Genomic DNA, 17,289 nt, shown 5'->3' with positions numbered 1-17,289 from the left:
GCATGCGTGAGGGTCAAACGACGGCCGTCTCCCGGGCCGCGCGGGCCGCACTCAGGTAGGCGTCGAGCGCGTCGCGGTTACGACTGAGGCATCGAATCCTCCGGTCCAACTGCTCGCGCTGCTGGGCGACCTGATCGAGCATCTGCTCGCACGGCACCTGCGGAAGCAGATCGGCCGGACCGTCGAGGTAGGGCAGCACGTCCCGGATGATCCGGGTGGGCAGACCGGAATCGATGAGCCCCCGGATCTGGCGGACCACCTCGTCGGCACCCTCGCAGAACTCGCGGTAACCGTTGCCGCTCCGGGCGGGCCGGATCAGGCCCTCCTCCTCGTAGTACCGCAGCGCCCGGACGGAGACGCCGGTCCGCCGGGACAGCTCGCCGATCCTCATGTGATGCACCCCACTGTGGTCCGCGTTGACCCTCACGCAACCGTGAGGCTTTTACGTTACTGCACGTCACAGCCTCGACGAAGGGAACGGACGTGTCCGATCCACGTACCGCCACCGGCCCCACCGGCATTGCTCGCCCTGCTGTCGCCGATCCGGCCGACCGCATCGACCCGGAGGTCCGCGAGGGCCTGGCCGGCCTGCACACCCTCACCGGGCCCCGCGGCCTGGTCGCCTTCGACATCCCCCGCCAGCGCGAGCTCTACGAGGAGATGAACCGCGCGGCGCTGGCCGCCCTGCCGCCCAACGACCGGGTGCAGTACGAGGACCGGACCGTCCCCGGCCCGGCCGGCAGCCCGGACGTGGCGGTGCGCGTCTACCGCCCGACGGGAAGCGGGACGGGCGAGGGCGGGGCGGGCCGCCCCGGCATCCTCTACATCCACGGCGGCGGCATGATCACCGGCAGCGTCCGGACCGATCACCGTCAGGTGCTCCCCCTCGTCGAGGCCGTCGACGCGGTCGTCGTCTCGGTCGACTACCGGCTCGCCCCCGAACACCCCCACCCGGCACCGGTCGAGGACTGCTACGCCGCCCTGTGCTGGATGGCCGACCACGCCGCCGACCTGGGCATCGACCCCGCGCGACTCGCCCTCTACGGCGGCAGCGCGGGCGGCGGGCTCGCCACCGGCGTGGCACTGCTCGCCCGGGACCGCGGCACGCCGGGCGTGGCATTCCAGATGCTGCCGTACCCGATGCTGGACGACCGCAACACGACGCCGTCCAGCCACGAGATCACCGACATCGGCATCTGGGACCGCGTCGCCAACCTCCAGGGCTGGCAGTCCCTCCTCGGCGACCGGGCCGGCACCGAGGACGTCAGCCCCTACGCGGCACCCGCCCGGGCACGGGACCTGCGCGGCCTGCCGCCGACCTTCCTGGACGTGGGGGACCTCGACCTCTTCCGCGACGAGGACATCGCCTTCGCCAACCGGCTGATGCAGGCCGGCGTCCCGGTGGAACTGCACGTCTACCCGGGCGGCATCCACGCCAGTGAACTTCTCGCGCCCGACGCCGAACTGAGCACCCGCATCACGGGCTACCGCACGGCCGCACTCCGCCGGGCACTGAACCCGACCTCGGCGCACTAGGGTCCGCCCCCGGTCGGCCCGGGTCCCGCCCCTGGGCCCGGACCTGGGCCCGGGCCGACAGTCCGAGCCGGGCGGCCCGATCGACACCGGCAGCCACGGGCAAAAGCCGATCGGCGCCGTCCGGAGTCCCAGTCACGACGCCCCTGACGCCCCGATCTCCAGGCCCGTCCGGTACAACTCCACCAGCAGCGGACGCAGAGCGCGCCCGGTTTCCGTCAACCGGTGGCTCGTCCGCACCGGGAAGCCACGCAGGCGCTCGCACACCACCAAGCCGCGCTCCTCCAGGACCCGGAGGCGGTCGGCGAGCACCTTCGGGCTGATCTCCGGGAGCCGGGTGCGCAGTTCGCCGAAGGAGAGCGGGCCGTGCATCAGCTCACGCAGCACCAGGGTCGTCCAACGCCCCGCGACGGCCGCCAGCGCCACCTCCACCGGACACCCGGCCTCCGGGCGCACCGTCCGACCGTGCTCGTCGGGGACCAGCTCGGTGTCCCACCGCCGTTGCACCGCGTCGCTTTCCGTTTGGTGACCTACGCCGCCGCCGATTTCACTGCCCTCATGACGCATCCCACCACTCTCCCCCTGACCACCGAGGTCGAACAACACCCGGCCGTCTTCGCCGCCGCCTTCAACTCCGGCGACCTCGCGGCCGTCGAGCAGGTCTACGCACCGGGCGCCGTCTTCGTCCCCGCCCCCGGCTCCCCCGTCACCGGCCCCGAACTCACCCGCGCCAGCGCCGACTTCCTCGCCCTCGGCCTCCCCATCACCGTCCGCCCCCGGCACACCTACGTCGCCGACGACATCGCCCTCCTCATCGTCGACTGGACCATCGACGGCCCCGGCCCCGACGGCACCCACCTCCACCTCGAAGGCACCGCCACCGACGTCGCCCGCCGCGACCCGGACGGCACGTGGCGGTACGTCATCGACAACCCCTTCGGCGTTGCAACCCGCGATGAAAGAGCCAGCCGCGAGAGCCAGCCGATCAGTTGAGGGCGGAACCCCTGCCACCGATTTGCGGTGCGCTCAACCAGCCCGGCTAGGTCGCAGCCAAGGCAGCCCAACAGCCGAGACACTGCCAACCTGCGGGCAGCGGCACCTTATTCCCACGAACACGGTTGATCTTATTCAAGACGCCAAACGCCATTGGGCGCCGCCTCGACCGCGTTCTTCGTGGCGAATATGCCAGCCAGTCAACCTCATTTTAGTAGAGCCACACCAATCATCGAACGCAGAGCGCCTTGCAATCCACAGGAAACAACCCCATGGATTACAAGGCGCATCCACAAATCCCCACTATGGGCTAATTCGATCAAACATCGAAAGCTCGAGCCATCCACCACGAGCGATCTACGCTCGCTTCGTCCAACTCTGCAAGACGGGCGAAGATATGGCCAATGAAATCCCTGGGAAGTCTCACAGAATGCTGAATAACATAATGCCCCAGCCCTTCTGGCCAGATGAAAGTTCCATCGGTCATTTCCGCACTACCGTTGGCACTCCCACAGAGTCGACAGCGCGAAACTCCCATAAACTGCCGAGCCACTTGCCCACGAGCCAGGTAGTCAGAGACCAAGATGCGCTCCGACTCATCCCAATCAGCATCAACCAAACGCGCAGGATCCGGAAGATTCGGCACCTCCGGCGAACTCCAGTAACCAAGAGCCGAAAGCTTCATACCACTTTCCTCATCATTGGGTTTGTGGATCGAACGTCTTCCACGTCCCCTCTACTACCTTCTGCTGATTATCCCAGAGCAGCACCTTGCCACCGTTGGTAATTCGAACATCCTCGAAGGCCGCCATTACTGGAGTTCCTAGGTCGTCTGCCAACTGCTGTGGGCCTGTCCCACACGCAGCCTTGCACGCCAGAAGCCTGACCGGCTCACCATTCCAACCGGCTCCCCTAATTTCCTGAGCGAGTTCAGCTGGCGTGACGGCGGTCAGCCCCGGCAGGTCGGGATCACGCAAGAAGCCATTAGCCTCATCTCCATGAATGGCCACGTCCCACCATCCGTCTGGTGTCTTAACTTTAGAGAACGGACTATATTGGCCACCTCGCATAGGATAGCGCATCGGATTTACGTGCCCCGACTTTCCCAGCGTCACTCCTCCCTCTTCAAGCGCCGCACCCTTCCCTGGAGCAACCGAAGCCCCCTCGCCGAGTGCCAACAGGAAATAGGTCCCCGAGGCGAAGTTGGCCGTCTCGGGGTCAACGCCCTTACTGACTGCCCACTTCATGTAGTTCTGAACTATTGAGGGCGTTTCTCCCTTGTAAGAAGAGCCCTGAACTGTCTTGTTGTGGTACAAGAACTCGAACGTTGCGGACAAAGGAGCGAGGACAGACGCCCCAAATCCCGCCAAGAAGTCCCTGTTATTCCCCTCATAGCTCCGCTTAGATGGAGGCCCGATCGGCCTGAGGGGTTTGAAGGACGGGGCGCTGTCATGGAGCCGTTCGAGTGCGGGCGCCGAGACGTTGTTAGCTGTCGTCTCCGCCGCGTTCTTCATGGTGATGGTGCCGGCTGATCCGCAGTCGTAGAGCGTGCCGCACTCCTCGGACTTGAGGCCGTTGGAGTCGGAGCGGTTGACCGGGTTGTTGTTGCTGTAGGCGTAAGCGTTCCACTGGAGTGGGTCGCCGGCGTCGAGGATCGGGTCCGGGCTCAGGAAGCGGCCAGTGCCTGGCTGGTACTGCCTCGCGCCCAGGTTGGTGAAGCCGGTGGCGTCATCCTTGAGGCCGCCGACGTAGCCCTTGTCGCCGGACCAGGAGGTGGCGAGGGAGCCGGGGCCGCGGGTGGCGCCGAAGGGGTCGAAGGTGCGGCGGGTCTCGTTGGTGGTCGCGGACTCTATGGACAGGGAGCTGGTGCCGTGGTGGTCGGAGAACTGGTACGCGAGCTTGCCCGGGCCTTCGCGGACCAGAGTGATGCCACCGGGGATGCTGTAGTAGCGCGCACCCGTGCTGGAGTGGCTGGCGATGTCGTAGGTGAGTTCGTCACCGCCGCCGAGGTTGACCGTCACCTTGCCCGGGTTGCGGCGCACCAGCTGGTTGCCGTCCGCGTCGTAGACGTACGTCGTGGTAGCCGTGCCCTGGGTGAGTGAGGCGAGCTTGCCCTCCACGTCCCAGGTGAGCGTGGTCTCGTTGGCAGCGTCGACGGCATTCCAGGTGGAGCTGTTGAACTTCGCCTGCCAACCCGGCGAGTAGACGATGAAGTTGCCGTCGTCCTGCACCGTCGCAAAGTAGCCGCTGTTGTTTCCGACCCAGGTGTTGGAGGACCAGAGCGGGACGCGCTGCGGGTCGTAGACGACGAAGTTTCCGTCGTCCTGCATCGTCGCCCAAGCGCCTTGGTGGCCCTGGGTGTTGGTGGACCAGATGACCTTCCCGGTGCGCAGCGAGCTGAGCACCAGGTTGCCGTCGGGCTGCATGGCGAGCTGGACGCTGTTGGAGCGCACCGACTCACCGGAGTTGAGGACGAAGCCCGCCTTGAGCTCCTTGCGACCCCCGGGGTTGTTGATCCTCGTGGTGTTGCCAGTAGCGTCGTACTCGTCCGTTCCCTGCGCACCGAACGCGATGCCATAGCTGGACCTGCCGGTGGACAGCGCGTGCGGGCCGCCGGTGCCGCCGCCCGTACCAGCCGCGGTAGTGGGCGTGTTGCGGGTGCCCGGGGCCGGGAAGGTCTGGTCGACTGTCAGGTCCTTGGCCGGGTCGCCGGCCGGGTCGTGATTGATCAGCTTGGTGCGGTTGCCGGCCAGGTCGTAGGCGTAGTCCTGCCAGTAGGCGGCGCCACCGCCGACAGTGGTCTTCGCCGGCGCGACCGCCCCGCTGGTGGGGGTGGCGTTGGCACAGGAACCCTGGCCACCGAGGGACGGCGTCGGCTGGTTGAGCTGCCCGGTGTCGCTCCACGCGGTGGTGAGCCGGCCCAGGTAGTCGTAGCTGAAGCACTGCAGGTCGGTCGCGGCCGGGGTGTTGTTCGGGATCGCCCTGATCGCGGTGATCTGGCCGGCCTGGTTGTAGGCGTACGCGGTGTTCTGGACGGAGCCGGTGGCCGCCGTCTGCTTGTCGATGTACTGGTTCAGCAGTCGACCGGTCGGCTCGTCGTAGGTGTTGGTGGTGACGATCTGGGTGCCCCACGGGTTCATCGTGGAGCGGATGTTGCGCCCGTAGGCATCCCAGTCGGCCTGGCGGAGGTAGCCGACCCCGGCACCACCTATGTCGTGCAGTAGGCCGTAGTCCTCATAGTTGTACGTGATCCATTCGTCGGCCAGGGTCCCGGCAGCGGCGCGGCTCTCCGAGACCAGTGCGCCGGTGATCTCGTCGTACCAAGCCCGGTAGCCGAAGGTCACCTGCCCGGTCTTGCCGATCTCACTGCCGGGGAGGGACACGGTCGTCCCGATCGGTCGGTAGGCCACGTCCAGTTCGGTGACGGCCTTGGTGTAGGCCGCACCACTGGCGCCGCCGACGTACCGGGTCGACGATGTCGCCTGCCCCTTGGCCACGGTGTCGTAGGTGTAGCCGGTCAGCTGGTTGGCCGGGGCCACCGTGCCGTTGTAGGTGCCGGTCTTGCGGCCGAGCAGGTCGTAGGTGACGGCGACCGTCTGGTTGCGCGCGTCGGTCGTGGAGGCGAGCCGGCCGGCGCTGTCGTAGCTGCGGGTCGACACGCCCGTGTCGGGGTCGTCGGCGCGGATCTGCCGGCCACGCTGGTCGTAGCCGTAGCTCCAACTGTTGCCCGCCGCGTCCGCCCGCGTCGCCGCCTGGCCGCCCGGTGTGTAGGTGTATGTGGTGACGTCCGCGTCGGCCGGGTTGCCGGTCGCGGTCGGCGTCCGGTACTGCCAGAGCTGTGCGGTGCGGCCGCGGGCGTCGTTGACGGTGCTGGTCGCGGTTGCCCCGGTGGGCGGGGTCACGTCGACCCGGTCCGCGCCGGGGTAGGCGGTGGTCGTGGTGCTCTGCAGCACGCCGAGGGCGATGAACTGCGTGCTGACCGGTCGGCCCATGCCGTCGAACTGGGTGACCGTCCGGTTCGGCACCATCGCACCGTCCGGCCTCCACCGGGTCGTGCCGGGGCCGTTGGTGTCCTCGTAGTAGGTGTTGTAGGCCTGGTTGGCACGCCCCTGTGAGTCGTAGAAGGTGTCGGTGATCAGTCGGCCGTGGTAGGCGGAGATCGCCGGCGGGCTCTGTGTCTGGACCACCCGGCCGAGGCCGTCGATGATCTGCGTCGCGGTGCCGTACTGGCCGCTCGAACGCAGCGTTCTGCTACTGATCGTGGACGGCGCGGTGGTGCCGTTGACCGCGTAGTCGTAGGTGTAGTTGGCGCTCAGCGCGGTGTCGCGGCCGGGAGTCCAGACCGCCTTGAGGCGGCCCAGCGAGTCGTAGGACTGAGTGACCTTGCGACCATTGGGGTCGGTCGTGGTGACAGGCAGGCTCCGGGCCGGGTTCACCGTCACCGTGGTCTCGCGCCGGCTACCGGCGTCCGGGGCGCCGGCCGGTGCCGGAGTCCCGGTCACCGTGCGGTTCGGCAGCTCACCCGGGTTGGCCGAGCTGTACGAGGTGGCCACTACCGCGCCGTTGGGGTTCGCGCCGTCGGAAACGGTCAGATCGGTGACGGTGACCACGCGGCCGTACACGTCGTAGGTACTGGCTCCACTGGTCACGTACTGGGCCGTGCCGGAGCCGTCGTAACGGTCGAGCACCTGGCCGCCGGTAGCCTCGCCCTTGGCCCCCGCCACCTTGAAGGCCGCGCCGTCAAAGAGGGTGCGGGCACCGGAGACGGTGTTGGTCGCCGTCGCCGTGGCGTCGCAGGCGTTGCTGCCGGAAACAGTGAGTACCTCGGACACCAGCCCCGTCATCTGCGGGTTGCTGCCGACCGCATAGGCCGTGCGGGTGCAGATGTCGGGTGTACCGTCAGCAGTGCTGAGCGAGGACTTGACCCGGTTGTTGTGGTCCTTGTCGGTCTTGGTCACCGTGGACGTGGTGCGGCTGCCGCCGGTGGTCTTCACCGTGCTGACGGAGGTCGACGTGGTCGCCGCGTAGCGGGCCACCAGGTCCGGCAGGCCGGTGCGCCGGTGCGTGGCGCTGTCGGACTCACCGGAGCTGGTGTTCACCGTGAATCCGACAGGGTCGGCGGCGTTTGCGTCCGTGTAGCTGTCCGACTCCAGCACCCGGCCGGACAGCCAGTCCTTGTCGGCCTGGACGCCGCTCTTCGGACCGGCCACCGTCACGTTCTTCGTCTGGCTGTTCGCCTTGAGGTCACCGTCCATGCCCTGGTAGTAGTACGTGGCGGACTTCGACTTGGGGCCGTCCGTACCGGAGCCGGTCACCGCGGTGACGCTGGCGTAGCCGCGGAACTGGTCCCACGTCCGGTAGTCGGAGTCGGCCAGGGCGCCGTCGTTGCGGTGCCACGCGGCCTTGCCGTACTCGTAGCTGGTGGTCTTCGGCACCGAACCCTGGACGAGGCTGCCGTTCGGGTCGACGGTGACGGACGCGACCGGATAGCGCAGGAACCAGTCGTCGGCGGTGCCCGGGATGGAACTGTCGTACCACTTGACGTTGTAGCAGCTCATCGTGTTGTCGTCGGCGGACGCCGGCATCCGGCCGTCGGTGCGCGAGCACGAGGCGAGCTTGTACGCGACGGAGATGGTTCCGCCGGTCTCGGTGGTGATGACCTCGATGCGAGGGCGGTTGTAGCGCGGGCGGGCCGGGACGAGACCGTCGACGCGGTTGGGCAGCATCGCGCTGGCGAAGGTGACCTTGGGGAGGTCCTTCTCCTCGGGACCGTTGAAGGTGTCCTTGCCGATCCGTCGGACCGACTCCAGCCACGGGATCCTGGTGTTCTCGGTCGGATTCTCGGGCGCCTTGAAGCTGTGCACGAGTTCGTAGCTGTCCACCGGACGGTACGACCCGCCGGACCGGACACTGGTAGTGATCGTGTTCAGCCACTTCGTGGACCAGTAGCTCGGACCGGTGTTGGCGCAGATGCCCGACTGGACGCACTGCTTGTCCAGCGGCACATCCTGCCAGTCGGCGGCGTTCGCCGAGGTGCGCTGCGACGGGTCGCAGTTGGCGGCGATGCACCGCTCCCCCGTCTCGAAATCGATCTTCGAGGCGGGCTGGTAGGTACCGCCCGCGGCGATCTGGTCCGAGTCCAGTTGGCCGTAGCCGATGGAGGCGAGAGTGCCACCACGGGTGTAAAGGGTGTTCACCCCCGCGCCCGGGTTCTGACCGCCACCGCGCGCGTACCAGTTGGTCTCGGGGGCGTAGCTGTAGGTGGTCAGGTTGTGGTGCGTGTCGACGACGTAGTCCAGGTTCCACCGCCACGCCATCTGGCACCAGGAGCCCTTGCCCTTGGCCGCGTCGTAGCAGGGGTCACCGGCGTTCGGCGAGTAGACCGGCACCGTCCAGACCGACTTGCTCTCGGGACCGGCCCTGCTGGGGGCACCGGCCACGGTGGGCACCTGGTTGAGCCCGAAGTAGTAGACCGTGCCCGATGTGTCGGTGACCTTCAGGTACGACTCGCTCCAGGTGCCGTTGGCGGCTCCGGTCAGGAACTCGACCTTGGTGCCGTCGTCGTTCTTCAGCCGCCAGGTGCACTTGGACTGTTCGAACCGGCTGTCCGTGGTGACGCACGAGGTGTCGTGCGGGACGAGTTCACCGGAGTGGCCGCCCAGCGAGAGCGTGAGGTTGGCACCGCCCCAGCACTGGTCGGCGGAGCCCGGGATGCCGGCCTTGGCGCACGGCTTGTAGGACCGCTCCACGAAGCCGGAACTGAGGTCCCAGCCGTCGCCAATCCAGGAGGCCTGGGAGTTGGTGGAGGCCGTCCGGCCGTCGACCGAGGCCGAGTCGTAGCCGAGGGCGAGCTGCGGCACCGCCCCGCCGAGGGTCGGCGGCGACTGGATCGGGTAGCTGTAGCTGAACGAGCCCGAGGAGCTGCCGGCCGTCCACGCTTGGCTCGACGAGAGCGAGGTCGCACTGTAGGTGCCGGTGCCGCTGGAGGGCGCGCCCTCGGTGGCCAGGACCATCGGTGCGAGCGCTGCGGGCGCGGGTCCGGCAGACGGCGCGAGGGCGGCCGACTTCCCCGCACTCTGCTCACGTGCGGTCAGCGACACCTCCACCGCCGGGAGCTCGATGTCCGCGACCAGCTTCTTCGCCTGGGCGTCGTAGCGGGACGGCACCGGGGTGCGGACCAGGCAGCTCGGCACCTCCGGCGTGGTCAGCGCACAGGAGGGCAGCGCGACCAGGCGGGCGCGCTCGGCGAAGTCACCACCGAAGCCCACACCGCCGAGGTCCAGCGCGACACGGACCTTGGCCGCGTCCGCCTGACCACTGCGGGAGAGCGCCAGCAGGGTGCCCTGGACACCGAGCGCGTCGGCCGCCTTCACGTCCGCCACGTCCACCCGCACGGAGCCGGGGGCCGGTGCGACGTCACTGGCGGGCGCTTCGGCCGAGCCCTTCGCCGGAGCCGCCTCCGGGGCCAGCGGGGCCAGCCAGACGGGCAGGTCGCCCGCCTGCCGGGAGGCGCCGGCGGCGGGCTCGCGGACCTCGGCCCCGCCCGCGTCCTTGCGCGTCGTGACGGAGCCGGCGGGCGGAGCCGCCTCCAACGTCGCCAGGGCGGCGCCGTGGGTGGCCCGCACCGGCGTCTTGGGCGGGACCCAGTTCGGCGAACCGGTGGCCGGCGGGAGCGCCTTGGGCTTCTCCGCCTTGCCGGGAACGGACGCCGTCCTCGGCAGCGGGGTGTTCGGCGGCGACCAGATCTTGTCCTTGTCCTTGTCCGCCGAGGGCGCGGCGAACGCCGGCGCCATCGGCGAAACCAGCGCCCCCAGAATCGCCAGTGAACTCACAAGGGCCACACGGGATCTCCGCCTCCCCGGCGACGGACTCCCCCTCCCGATCAACCAGGAGAAACGGACATGACGAACTGACACCTCGACCCCCCACAGGCTCAACCGCACCACACATCGGGTACGGATGGATGACTGTGGCGGAGGCTAGGCCCTCGACCGCCCTCCGGTCGAGCACATTGTCGACCTATCACCTGGGTGACCGAACTCACACGGTGCGTTAACGGGAGAGGGGGATGTAAATCGGACATGCGTACGAATAAGTGGTTGACGAACCATTGCGCCTGCGACAGCTTGCTACCTACCTCTGCGCGTGAGCTTCACAGATCTTGCACGCGCAGCTGACTCGACACGTCCGTGGGGGGACTCACCATGCCTGCCGCTCCGCCCGGGGCACGCTCCGGCGCGCGCCGTTCCAGTTACTCGTCCCGGCGATCCGTCGCCGCTGCCGTCGGTCTTCTCCTGGCGTTGACCTCGGTGGCGCCGGTCGCCTTTGCCGACTCGCCATCCGCTCCGTCGCCCGCCTCGCCGGGCGTCTCCTCGCCCGACCTCTCCGCGATCACGGCCGAACCCGATGCGAAGCGGGCTGGCGAGAAGACCGTCGTCACCGCCGTCGACAAGGCGACAGCCCAAGCCAAGGCGACCGGCAAGCCCGTCCCGGTTCCGGAACTGACCGACGAGTTCAGCGAGACCGTCGCCACTTCGCAGGGCCATCTCTCCCGGAGCCAGCACACCGAACAGCAGCGGGCAAAGCAACAGGACGGCTCCTGGGCCAAGCTCGACGCCACACTCGTCGCCGAGCCGGGAGGCGGCTTCAGGCCCAAGGTCGCCGCCTCCGGCGTCCACCTCTCCGGAGGCGGTCCCGGTCCGCTCGGCACGCTCACCAGCCCCGAGGGCGAGACCCTCGCGATCGAGTCGCCGTTCCCGCTCACCAAGCCCACCGTGGACGAGGACGGCAACGGCCTGGTCTACCCGGAGGTCTCCCCCGGTGTCGACCTCAAGGTGACCGCCGGTGCCACCGGCGGTCTCAGCACCGTCCTGATCGTCAAGACCCCGGAGGCGGCGGCCGACCCGAAGCTCCAGAAGGTCCGCTTCGGCACCACCGCCAAGGGCGTGACAGTGAAGGCCGACGCGGGCGGCAACCTCAACGCCGCCGCCACGGACGGGACCGTCAAGTGGCATGCCCCGGCCCCGCAGATGTGGGACAGCTCCGTCGCACCCACTGCCGCAGCCGGCAAGTCGGCCCAGGCCGCGCCGACCGTGGGCGGCGACGACGCCGGCTCCGTTGCGCCCGGTAAGTCGCCCCGGACCAGCAGTGCGGACGGTCCGGGGATCGACGCCAGGGTGGTCACGATGGCCACCTCAGCCACCGCGGACGGCATCGAGATGGTCCCCGACAAGTCCGTCCTCGGCAAGGGTCAGGGGCCCTGGTACATCGACCCGGTCTGGCAGCCCGACCGACGCGACGGCAACGCCTGGACCTGGACCCAGTCGGCGCATGCGACAACCTCCAACTACCTGAAGACCACCGCCAACGGCGACGAGTACTCACACCCCGGGGTCGGCTACCAGGGGTGGCAGGTCGAGAAGGGTGTCGAACGGTCCTACTTCCAGTTCGACACCCGCTGGTACAACGACATCGTCATCCACAGCGCCGTCATGTCCGTCTGGGAGTACGAGTCCTCGGACCACAACTGCGCCACGCCCTACACCGTGGACCTGTACCAGACCGGCGCCATCAACAACTGGACCACCTGGAACAACGCCCCGGGCTTCGTCGGCGGCCTCGTCGGCGCGGCCGATGTGACCGGATCCGGCAGTCCCGGCTGCCACGACAACCTCCTGTTCCAGTACGACGTCACCTCCGCCTACCAGAACTACGCGCCGTCACAGGACACGCTGACCTTCGGCCTCATCGCTCACGACGAAACGAACAAGTACGCGTTCAAGCGGATGGACTACCGGCCGGTCGTCGTGATCGAGTACGACCGCTACCCCGAAGCCCCCACGAACCCGAACGCCTGGCCGGTCCCCAACACGGCCGTACCGTGGGCGGACAACCAAGGCTGTGACGGCTCGACCCTGGGCTGGATGAACTCCTCCGCCGGGTTCAACGGAAACGTCTCGCTCAACGCCAATGTGCACAGTCCCATCCAGAACACCCTGAAGTCCTACACCCACATCTGGGATTACTCGCTGCCGGGTATCCCGGACGTCGCCAAGGGCGAGTCGTCCGAGGTCGCCAACGGCGCGGTCGCGAGCTACCAGGTACCGTCCGAGGTGCTCAAGGACGGCCACGTCTACGGCTGGGGCGCCCAGTCCTACGACACGCTGATCGACGCGAAGTCCAGCTCGACACCCACCTGCCGCTTCGGCATCGACCTCACGCCGCCGACCCTGAGCGTCCCCAACGTCTACAGCCAGCTGTCCGACGCCGACCTGGCGACCCAGTTCCCGCCGTCCGGCAACGGCCAGGTCTCCAAGAAGCGTTCCGGCGAATGGGGCCTCGTCCCGTTCTCGGCGGCGGACGCGGCACCGAACGACGGAACCGGGTCCGGCCTGGTCTGTGCCCGCTGGTCCTGGAGCCCGCAGCTGTCCGGGGCCGGCTGGTCCTGCGGTTCCTCGTTCCCGCAGGGGGGCATCGGGGTCCTGCCGACGCACTGGGGTACCAACATCCTGTACATCCAGGTGATGGACAACGCGCGCAACGTGTCGCCCATCGCCCAGTACGCCTTCTACGTTCCGTGGAACCCGGACGGGCCGCCGCCGGTCTTCGGAGACCTCACCGGGGACAGCGCGCCGGACATTCTCACCGCAGACCCGTCGGGCTACCTGCGCACCTACAATTCCCCGGGCAACCCGCACGCGACCAGCCCGGCCGTGGCAGTGGCCGCCACCGCAGCGGACTCGCCCACGGGCCAGGGCTGGAACAACGTCCAACTGGCGCACCGGGGCACCCTGATCGGTGGCCACAACGTGGACGACGTGATCGCACACGCAGCTGGGGACGCCAATCTCTGGGTCTACGGAAACCCCAACAACGACGGTGTCGTCGGCCGAATCAACACCAAGGCCAAGATCACAAAGCCCCGCTGCGCCGTGACGGCGACGGAGCCCTGTGCCTGGCTCACGACCTCCGGCTACAACGCTGCGGACTGGTCGACCACCCTGCGGATCGCCGCGCTCGGGGATCCACTGCACACCGATCTGGACGCCGGCCTGAAGTTCCGGAACAAGACCGGTCTGCTCACCGTCGAGAGCACCGACAACGGTACTGACGCCGCGCTCTGGTACTACCCCGTAACCGAGTCGAACACCCTGGGCAAGCCCGTCCGGCTGGCAGCCTCCGGATGGAAGGACAAGGAGCTCATCACCCCCGGCGACTGGGCAAAGCAGGGCCACCCCGGTCTCTGGGCGCGCAATCTGCAGGCCGCTCCCGACGGTGCCGAGGGCGACCTTCTCGCCTACACCTTCACCACCGGCACCGTGGTCGCCACCAACAAGCAGGGCCAGCCGGTCGTCGACGACGCCGGCGCCACCATCACAGTGCCGACCCTGACCCAGATCGCGACCACGGCGAAGATCGGCGCGATACCCGTGAACGCCTGGCCCGTCCTCGGCTCCGACGGGGACCTCACCGGATCCGGACACCCGACCCTGTGGGGCAAGACCGCAGAAGGTCGGGTCGACATCTGGTGGGGCCAGCCGACCGACCCCGGCACCGCCAACGCCGGTTTCACCTGGCAGGTCGGCCCCGAGGCGATCGGGAACACCGAAGTGAACCCGCTCTGGTGGGCGCTCGACGGGCGCACCGGCGGCGACACCGGTGACACCAACGCGCTGTACCCGAAGGACAACATCGCGCTCACCACCGACCACAACGGGGTCGCGAACAAGGCCACCGCGTTCGACGGCACCAAGGTCTACCGTTCGACCGCCGTTGTCGGCCCGACCGCCGAGAAACCCGGTCTGGACACGACGCAGAGCTACAGCGTGGCGGCCTGGGCGAAGCTCGACAACATCAACGACTACCAGACCGTCGTCTCGCTGGCCGGCCAGGAGCGCAGCCCGTTCTACCTCCAGTACTCGGCCCAGTTCGGCAAGTGGGCCTTCGTCTTCCCGGATTCGGACCACTACAACACCCATACGTACTACACGGTGGCGGACGGGGGCGAGCGGCCGTCGCCGCTGACCGGTGTCTGGACCCACCTGGTGGGGACGTACAACGCCGGCACCGGGGTCGCTACGCTCTTCGTCAACGGCCGGGCCGCCGGCTCGGCGAACATTCCCTCGGTCTGGAAGACCAATGGCACGGTGAACATCGGTGGCGACATCACCTCCCGCTATCCCGGCCCGAGTGACCGGTTGAACGGTGCCGTCAGCGATGTCCGGCTCTACCCGTACGCACTGACCGACCAGCAGGTCAACACGTTGGCCACCACGGCTGCCAGTGTGCAGATCCACAGCGCCTACAACCCTGCCAAGTGCGTCGACAGCTGGGGCGGCGGCCTCGGTGCCGCCGCCGCTATATACGACTGCTACAACGGCGACGCGCAGCACTTCACGCTGACCGAGAAGAACCAGCTCAAGGTCCCAGGCACCGATCGCTGCCTGGGAACCAAGGACAAGCCGGTGCACTGGGGGACCAACGTCACCTTCCAGGCCTGCGGCGACGCGGCGGCACAGACCTGGATACGGCAGTACGACGGGTCGCTCTTCAACCCCGGCTCCAGCACCTGCCTGGAACTGCCGGGGTGGAACACCGGGAACGGGACCGCGCTCGGTGTCTGGCAGTGCAATGGCAGCCCCAACCAGCGGTGGTACTTCGAGGCGCAGACGCGCTGAGCCCAGCTGAACACGCGGCCGGCCCCCGTCGAGCAGTCGCTCGGCGGGGGTTCGCCGTTCGTGGGGTCAGACGGAAGCGGGTGGGGCCGTGGCGGTGCCGGCGGGGGCGCCGAGGGTGCGTTCGGCCTTGGCGACGGCGGCGCGGTAGTAGAGGGAGGCCAACTGTGAGGAGGCGCCGTCGCGTTGGAAGAAGCCGTAGGACATGGCGACGGTGCCGAAGCGCTCGACGGCGATGTAGCCGTTGAGGGGGACGCCGGCGATGGTGCCGTCGAGGCGGACGGCGGGGGCTTCCTGGCGGTCGCCGAGGGTGACGGGGGTGACGGTGAAGGTCACGGAGGCGTCGGTGCCGTCGTTGAAGGTCAGGCTGTGGCAGTCGGCGAACGCGTCGGTGACGACGGTGAAGTCACTGGTGAGTTGGGCGGCGTCCTCGGCGGTGAGGGATTCGGTCACCATGGGGTTGCCGTCCGGGCCGTCGAATTCGACTTCCTGGTGCGGAAGTTGGGAGGAGGGCCCGGCTTCGTTCCCGTTGAGCAGGGCGCGGAGCGCGTCGCAGCCCGCGACCGGGGAGGCTCCGCCGGTCGATGCGGAGCTCTGGCCGACCGGGACTTCGGTGAAGTTCGGGCCGAGTTCGGTGTTGCTCAGCAGGGCCGCCTTCAGCTGGTCGGCGGTGGGAAGCTGGTCGGCCGGGGCGGCCGCGCGGAGGGAGACGGCCGCTGGGGCGGCGGTGCCGGTGGCGATGCCGGCCGTCCCGAGGGTGACCACGGTGACCACGGCTGCGGCGGTGAGGGCGAGGAGAGGCCTCGGGTGCGACATACGGCCCCCGATCGGGAGTCGGGCAGGGACAGGCACTCAGTGTCCCACCGGGTCTGCCGCCCCGCCCGTCCGCGCGGCATCGTCGCAGGTCAGGAAGGATCCGGCGAGAGGGCGGCGCGGGTCTCGGTAAGCCACTCGACCCAGAAGGACTCCAGCCCGATGCCGGCCCGCAGCACGGCGTGCTGGAGCCGGTCGCCCTGGGCTGCCCGGTCGCCCTCGGCGGCGTGCTCACCCCCCGCCGCGCCGTCCGCCGGGAAGTCCCGCCGCTCGATCTCCTGGTAGTCGGCCAACTGCGCACGGTGCAGGGCGAGGTGGCGGGACAGCTCGGCGTCCAGACCGGCCGTGCCGACCACCGCCGCCGCGCGCAGCCGCAGCAGCAGGGGTTCGCGGACGGCCTTCGGGTCGTCCCCGCCGGCCGTCCACCGTTCGAGCTCGGCGCGGCCGGCGGGCAGGACCTCGTACTCCTTCTTCTGCCCGCGCACCGGGCCGTCCTGCGGGAGCGCCCGGATCAGTCCGGCGGTCTCCAGCCGGCCCAGTTCGCGGTAGATCTGCTGGTGGGTGGCGGGCCAGAAGAAGCCGATCGACCTGTCGAACCGCCGGGTCAGCTCCAGCCCCGAGGACGGCTTCTCCAGCAGGGCGGTGAGGATGGCGTGCGGCAGGGACATGGACCGATCGTAGGCCGGGCCGGACGACGGCAGCGCCGGGGGCCGGACGCAGGACGCAGCACACCGGCCACGGCCAAAAGTAGTCCACATAAAGGTAATCCAGTACGGAACATTTGCGCGCGCCGAGCGGTTGTACCGGTCATGACTCAACGACCGACCCCCCGCCCGCTCTCCGACCAGGCCGCCTCGGACCTGCTCGCCACCCAGCAGTTCGGTACCCTCGCCTCCGTCAAGGCCGGCGGCCACCCGCACCTGACCACCATGCTCTACCGCTGGGACCCGGCCGAACGGACGGTACGGTTCTCCACCACCGCCGACCGCGTCAAGGTCCGCCACCTGCGGCGCGATCCCCGAGCTGCGCTGCACGTCCAGGGGCCGGACCCGTTCTCCTTCGCCGTCGCGGAGGGCGAGGCGGAGGTCTCCGAGGAGTCGGCCGAGCCCGGTGACGCGGTCGGGCAGGAGCTGCTGGCGATGCTTCCGGCGGAGTTCCGGCCGGCGGACCCTCGGCAGTTCCTGGCCGAACAGGTCACCGAACGGCGCCTGGTGGTCAGGCTGCGAGTCCACCGGCTCTACGGCACCGCACTGGACGTCAGCCCCTGAACCGGCGC

The 17,289-nt window shown here is 68.8% G+C and carries 10 protein-coding genes; 4 read left to right on the top strand and 6 right to left on the bottom strand.

Features of this window, described 5'->3' with window-relative positions; genetic code table 11:
- Positions 1–13: 13 nt before the first annotated feature.
- On the bottom strand, positions 14–391 hold the full coding sequence (locus ACFVYI_RS08855; RefSeq protein ID WP_387882486.1) for a MerR family transcriptional regulator: 378 nt from the start codon (positions 389–391) through the stop codon (positions 14–16).
- A gap of 92 nt (positions 392–483) precedes the next feature.
- On the opposite strand from ACFVYI_RS08855, the gene ACFVYI_RS08850 reads away from it, so the two are divergent.
- On the top strand, positions 484–1,536 hold the full coding sequence (locus ACFVYI_RS08850) for an alpha/beta hydrolase (protein ID WP_387882484.1): 1,053 nt from the start codon (positions 484–486) through the stop codon (positions 1,534–1,536).
- 132 nt (positions 1,537–1,668) lie between these two features.
- On the opposite strand, the gene ACFVYI_RS08845 is transcribed toward ACFVYI_RS08850, so the two are convergent.
- Positions 1,669–2,040, bottom strand: coding sequence for a winged helix-turn-helix transcriptional regulator (locus ACFVYI_RS08845; RefSeq protein WP_387882483.1), 372 nt, complete (start codon positions 2,038–2,040; stop codon positions 1,669–1,671).
- Positions 2,041–2,091: 51 nt separating this feature from the next.
- Here ACFVYI_RS08845 and ACFVYI_RS08840 point away from each other — a divergent pair, with 51 nt between their 5' ends.
- Positions 2,092–2,526, top strand: a complete 435-nt coding sequence (locus ACFVYI_RS08840) for a YybH family protein (RefSeq protein ID WP_387882481.1) — start codon at positions 2,092–2,094, stop codon at positions 2,524–2,526.
- 319 nt (positions 2,527–2,845) lie between these two features.
- Here ACFVYI_RS08840 and ACFVYI_RS08835 read toward each other — a convergent pair whose 3' ends face one another.
- Both ACFVYI_RS08835 and ACFVYI_RS08830 read right to left on the bottom strand, forming a co-directional pair.
- Positions 2,846–3,211, bottom strand: coding sequence for a hypothetical protein (locus ACFVYI_RS08835; RefSeq protein ID WP_387882480.1), 366 nt, complete (start codon positions 3,209–3,211; stop codon positions 2,846–2,848).
- Positions 3,212–3,224: 13 nt separating this feature from the next.
- The gene (locus ACFVYI_RS08830) at positions 3,225–10,319 is read right to left on the bottom strand and encodes an RHS repeat-associated core domain-containing protein (protein WP_387882478.1); all 7,095 of its coding nucleotides are present in this window, start codon (positions 10,317–10,319) and stop codon (positions 3,225–3,227) included.
- Positions 10,320–10,835: 516 nt separating this feature from the next.
- Between ACFVYI_RS08830 and ACFVYI_RS08825 the strand changes: the two genes are divergently transcribed.
- A complete protein-coding gene (locus ACFVYI_RS08825) occupies positions 10,836–15,203 on the top strand; it encodes a LamG-like jellyroll fold domain-containing protein (RefSeq protein WP_387882572.1) in 4,368 nt (1,455 codons plus the stop codon).
- A gap of 66 nt (positions 15,204–15,269) precedes the next feature.
- On the opposite strand, the gene ACFVYI_RS08820 is transcribed toward ACFVYI_RS08825, so the two are convergent.
- Positions 15,270–16,016, bottom strand: a complete 747-nt coding sequence (locus tag ACFVYI_RS08820) for a hypothetical protein (RefSeq protein ID WP_387882476.1) — start codon at positions 16,014–16,016, stop codon at positions 15,270–15,272.
- Positions 16,017–16,105: 89 nt separating this feature from the next.
- Positions 16,106–16,681 carry a PadR family transcriptional regulator gene (locus ACFVYI_RS08815; protein WP_387882474.1) on the bottom strand — a complete coding sequence of 192 codons (576 nt, stop codon included), beginning with the start codon at positions 16,679–16,681 and terminating at the stop codon, positions 16,106–16,108.
- Between the two features lie 141 nt (positions 16,682–16,822).
- Here ACFVYI_RS08815 and ACFVYI_RS08810 point away from each other — a divergent pair, with 141 nt between their 5' ends.
- Positions 16,823–17,281, top strand: coding sequence for a pyridoxamine 5'-phosphate oxidase family protein (locus ACFVYI_RS08810; RefSeq protein ID WP_387882473.1), 459 nt, complete (start codon positions 16,823–16,825; stop codon positions 17,279–17,281).
- Positions 17,282–17,289: the final 8 nt, after the last annotated feature.

Source organism: Kitasatospora sp. NPDC058218 (genome assembly GCF_042882445.1).
Taxonomy (GTDB): Bacteria; Actinomycetota; Actinomycetes; order Streptomycetales; family Streptomycetaceae; genus Kitasatospora.
Note: the sequence above shows the minus strand (reverse complement) of the source record. Positions and strands in the feature narration are given on the sequence as shown.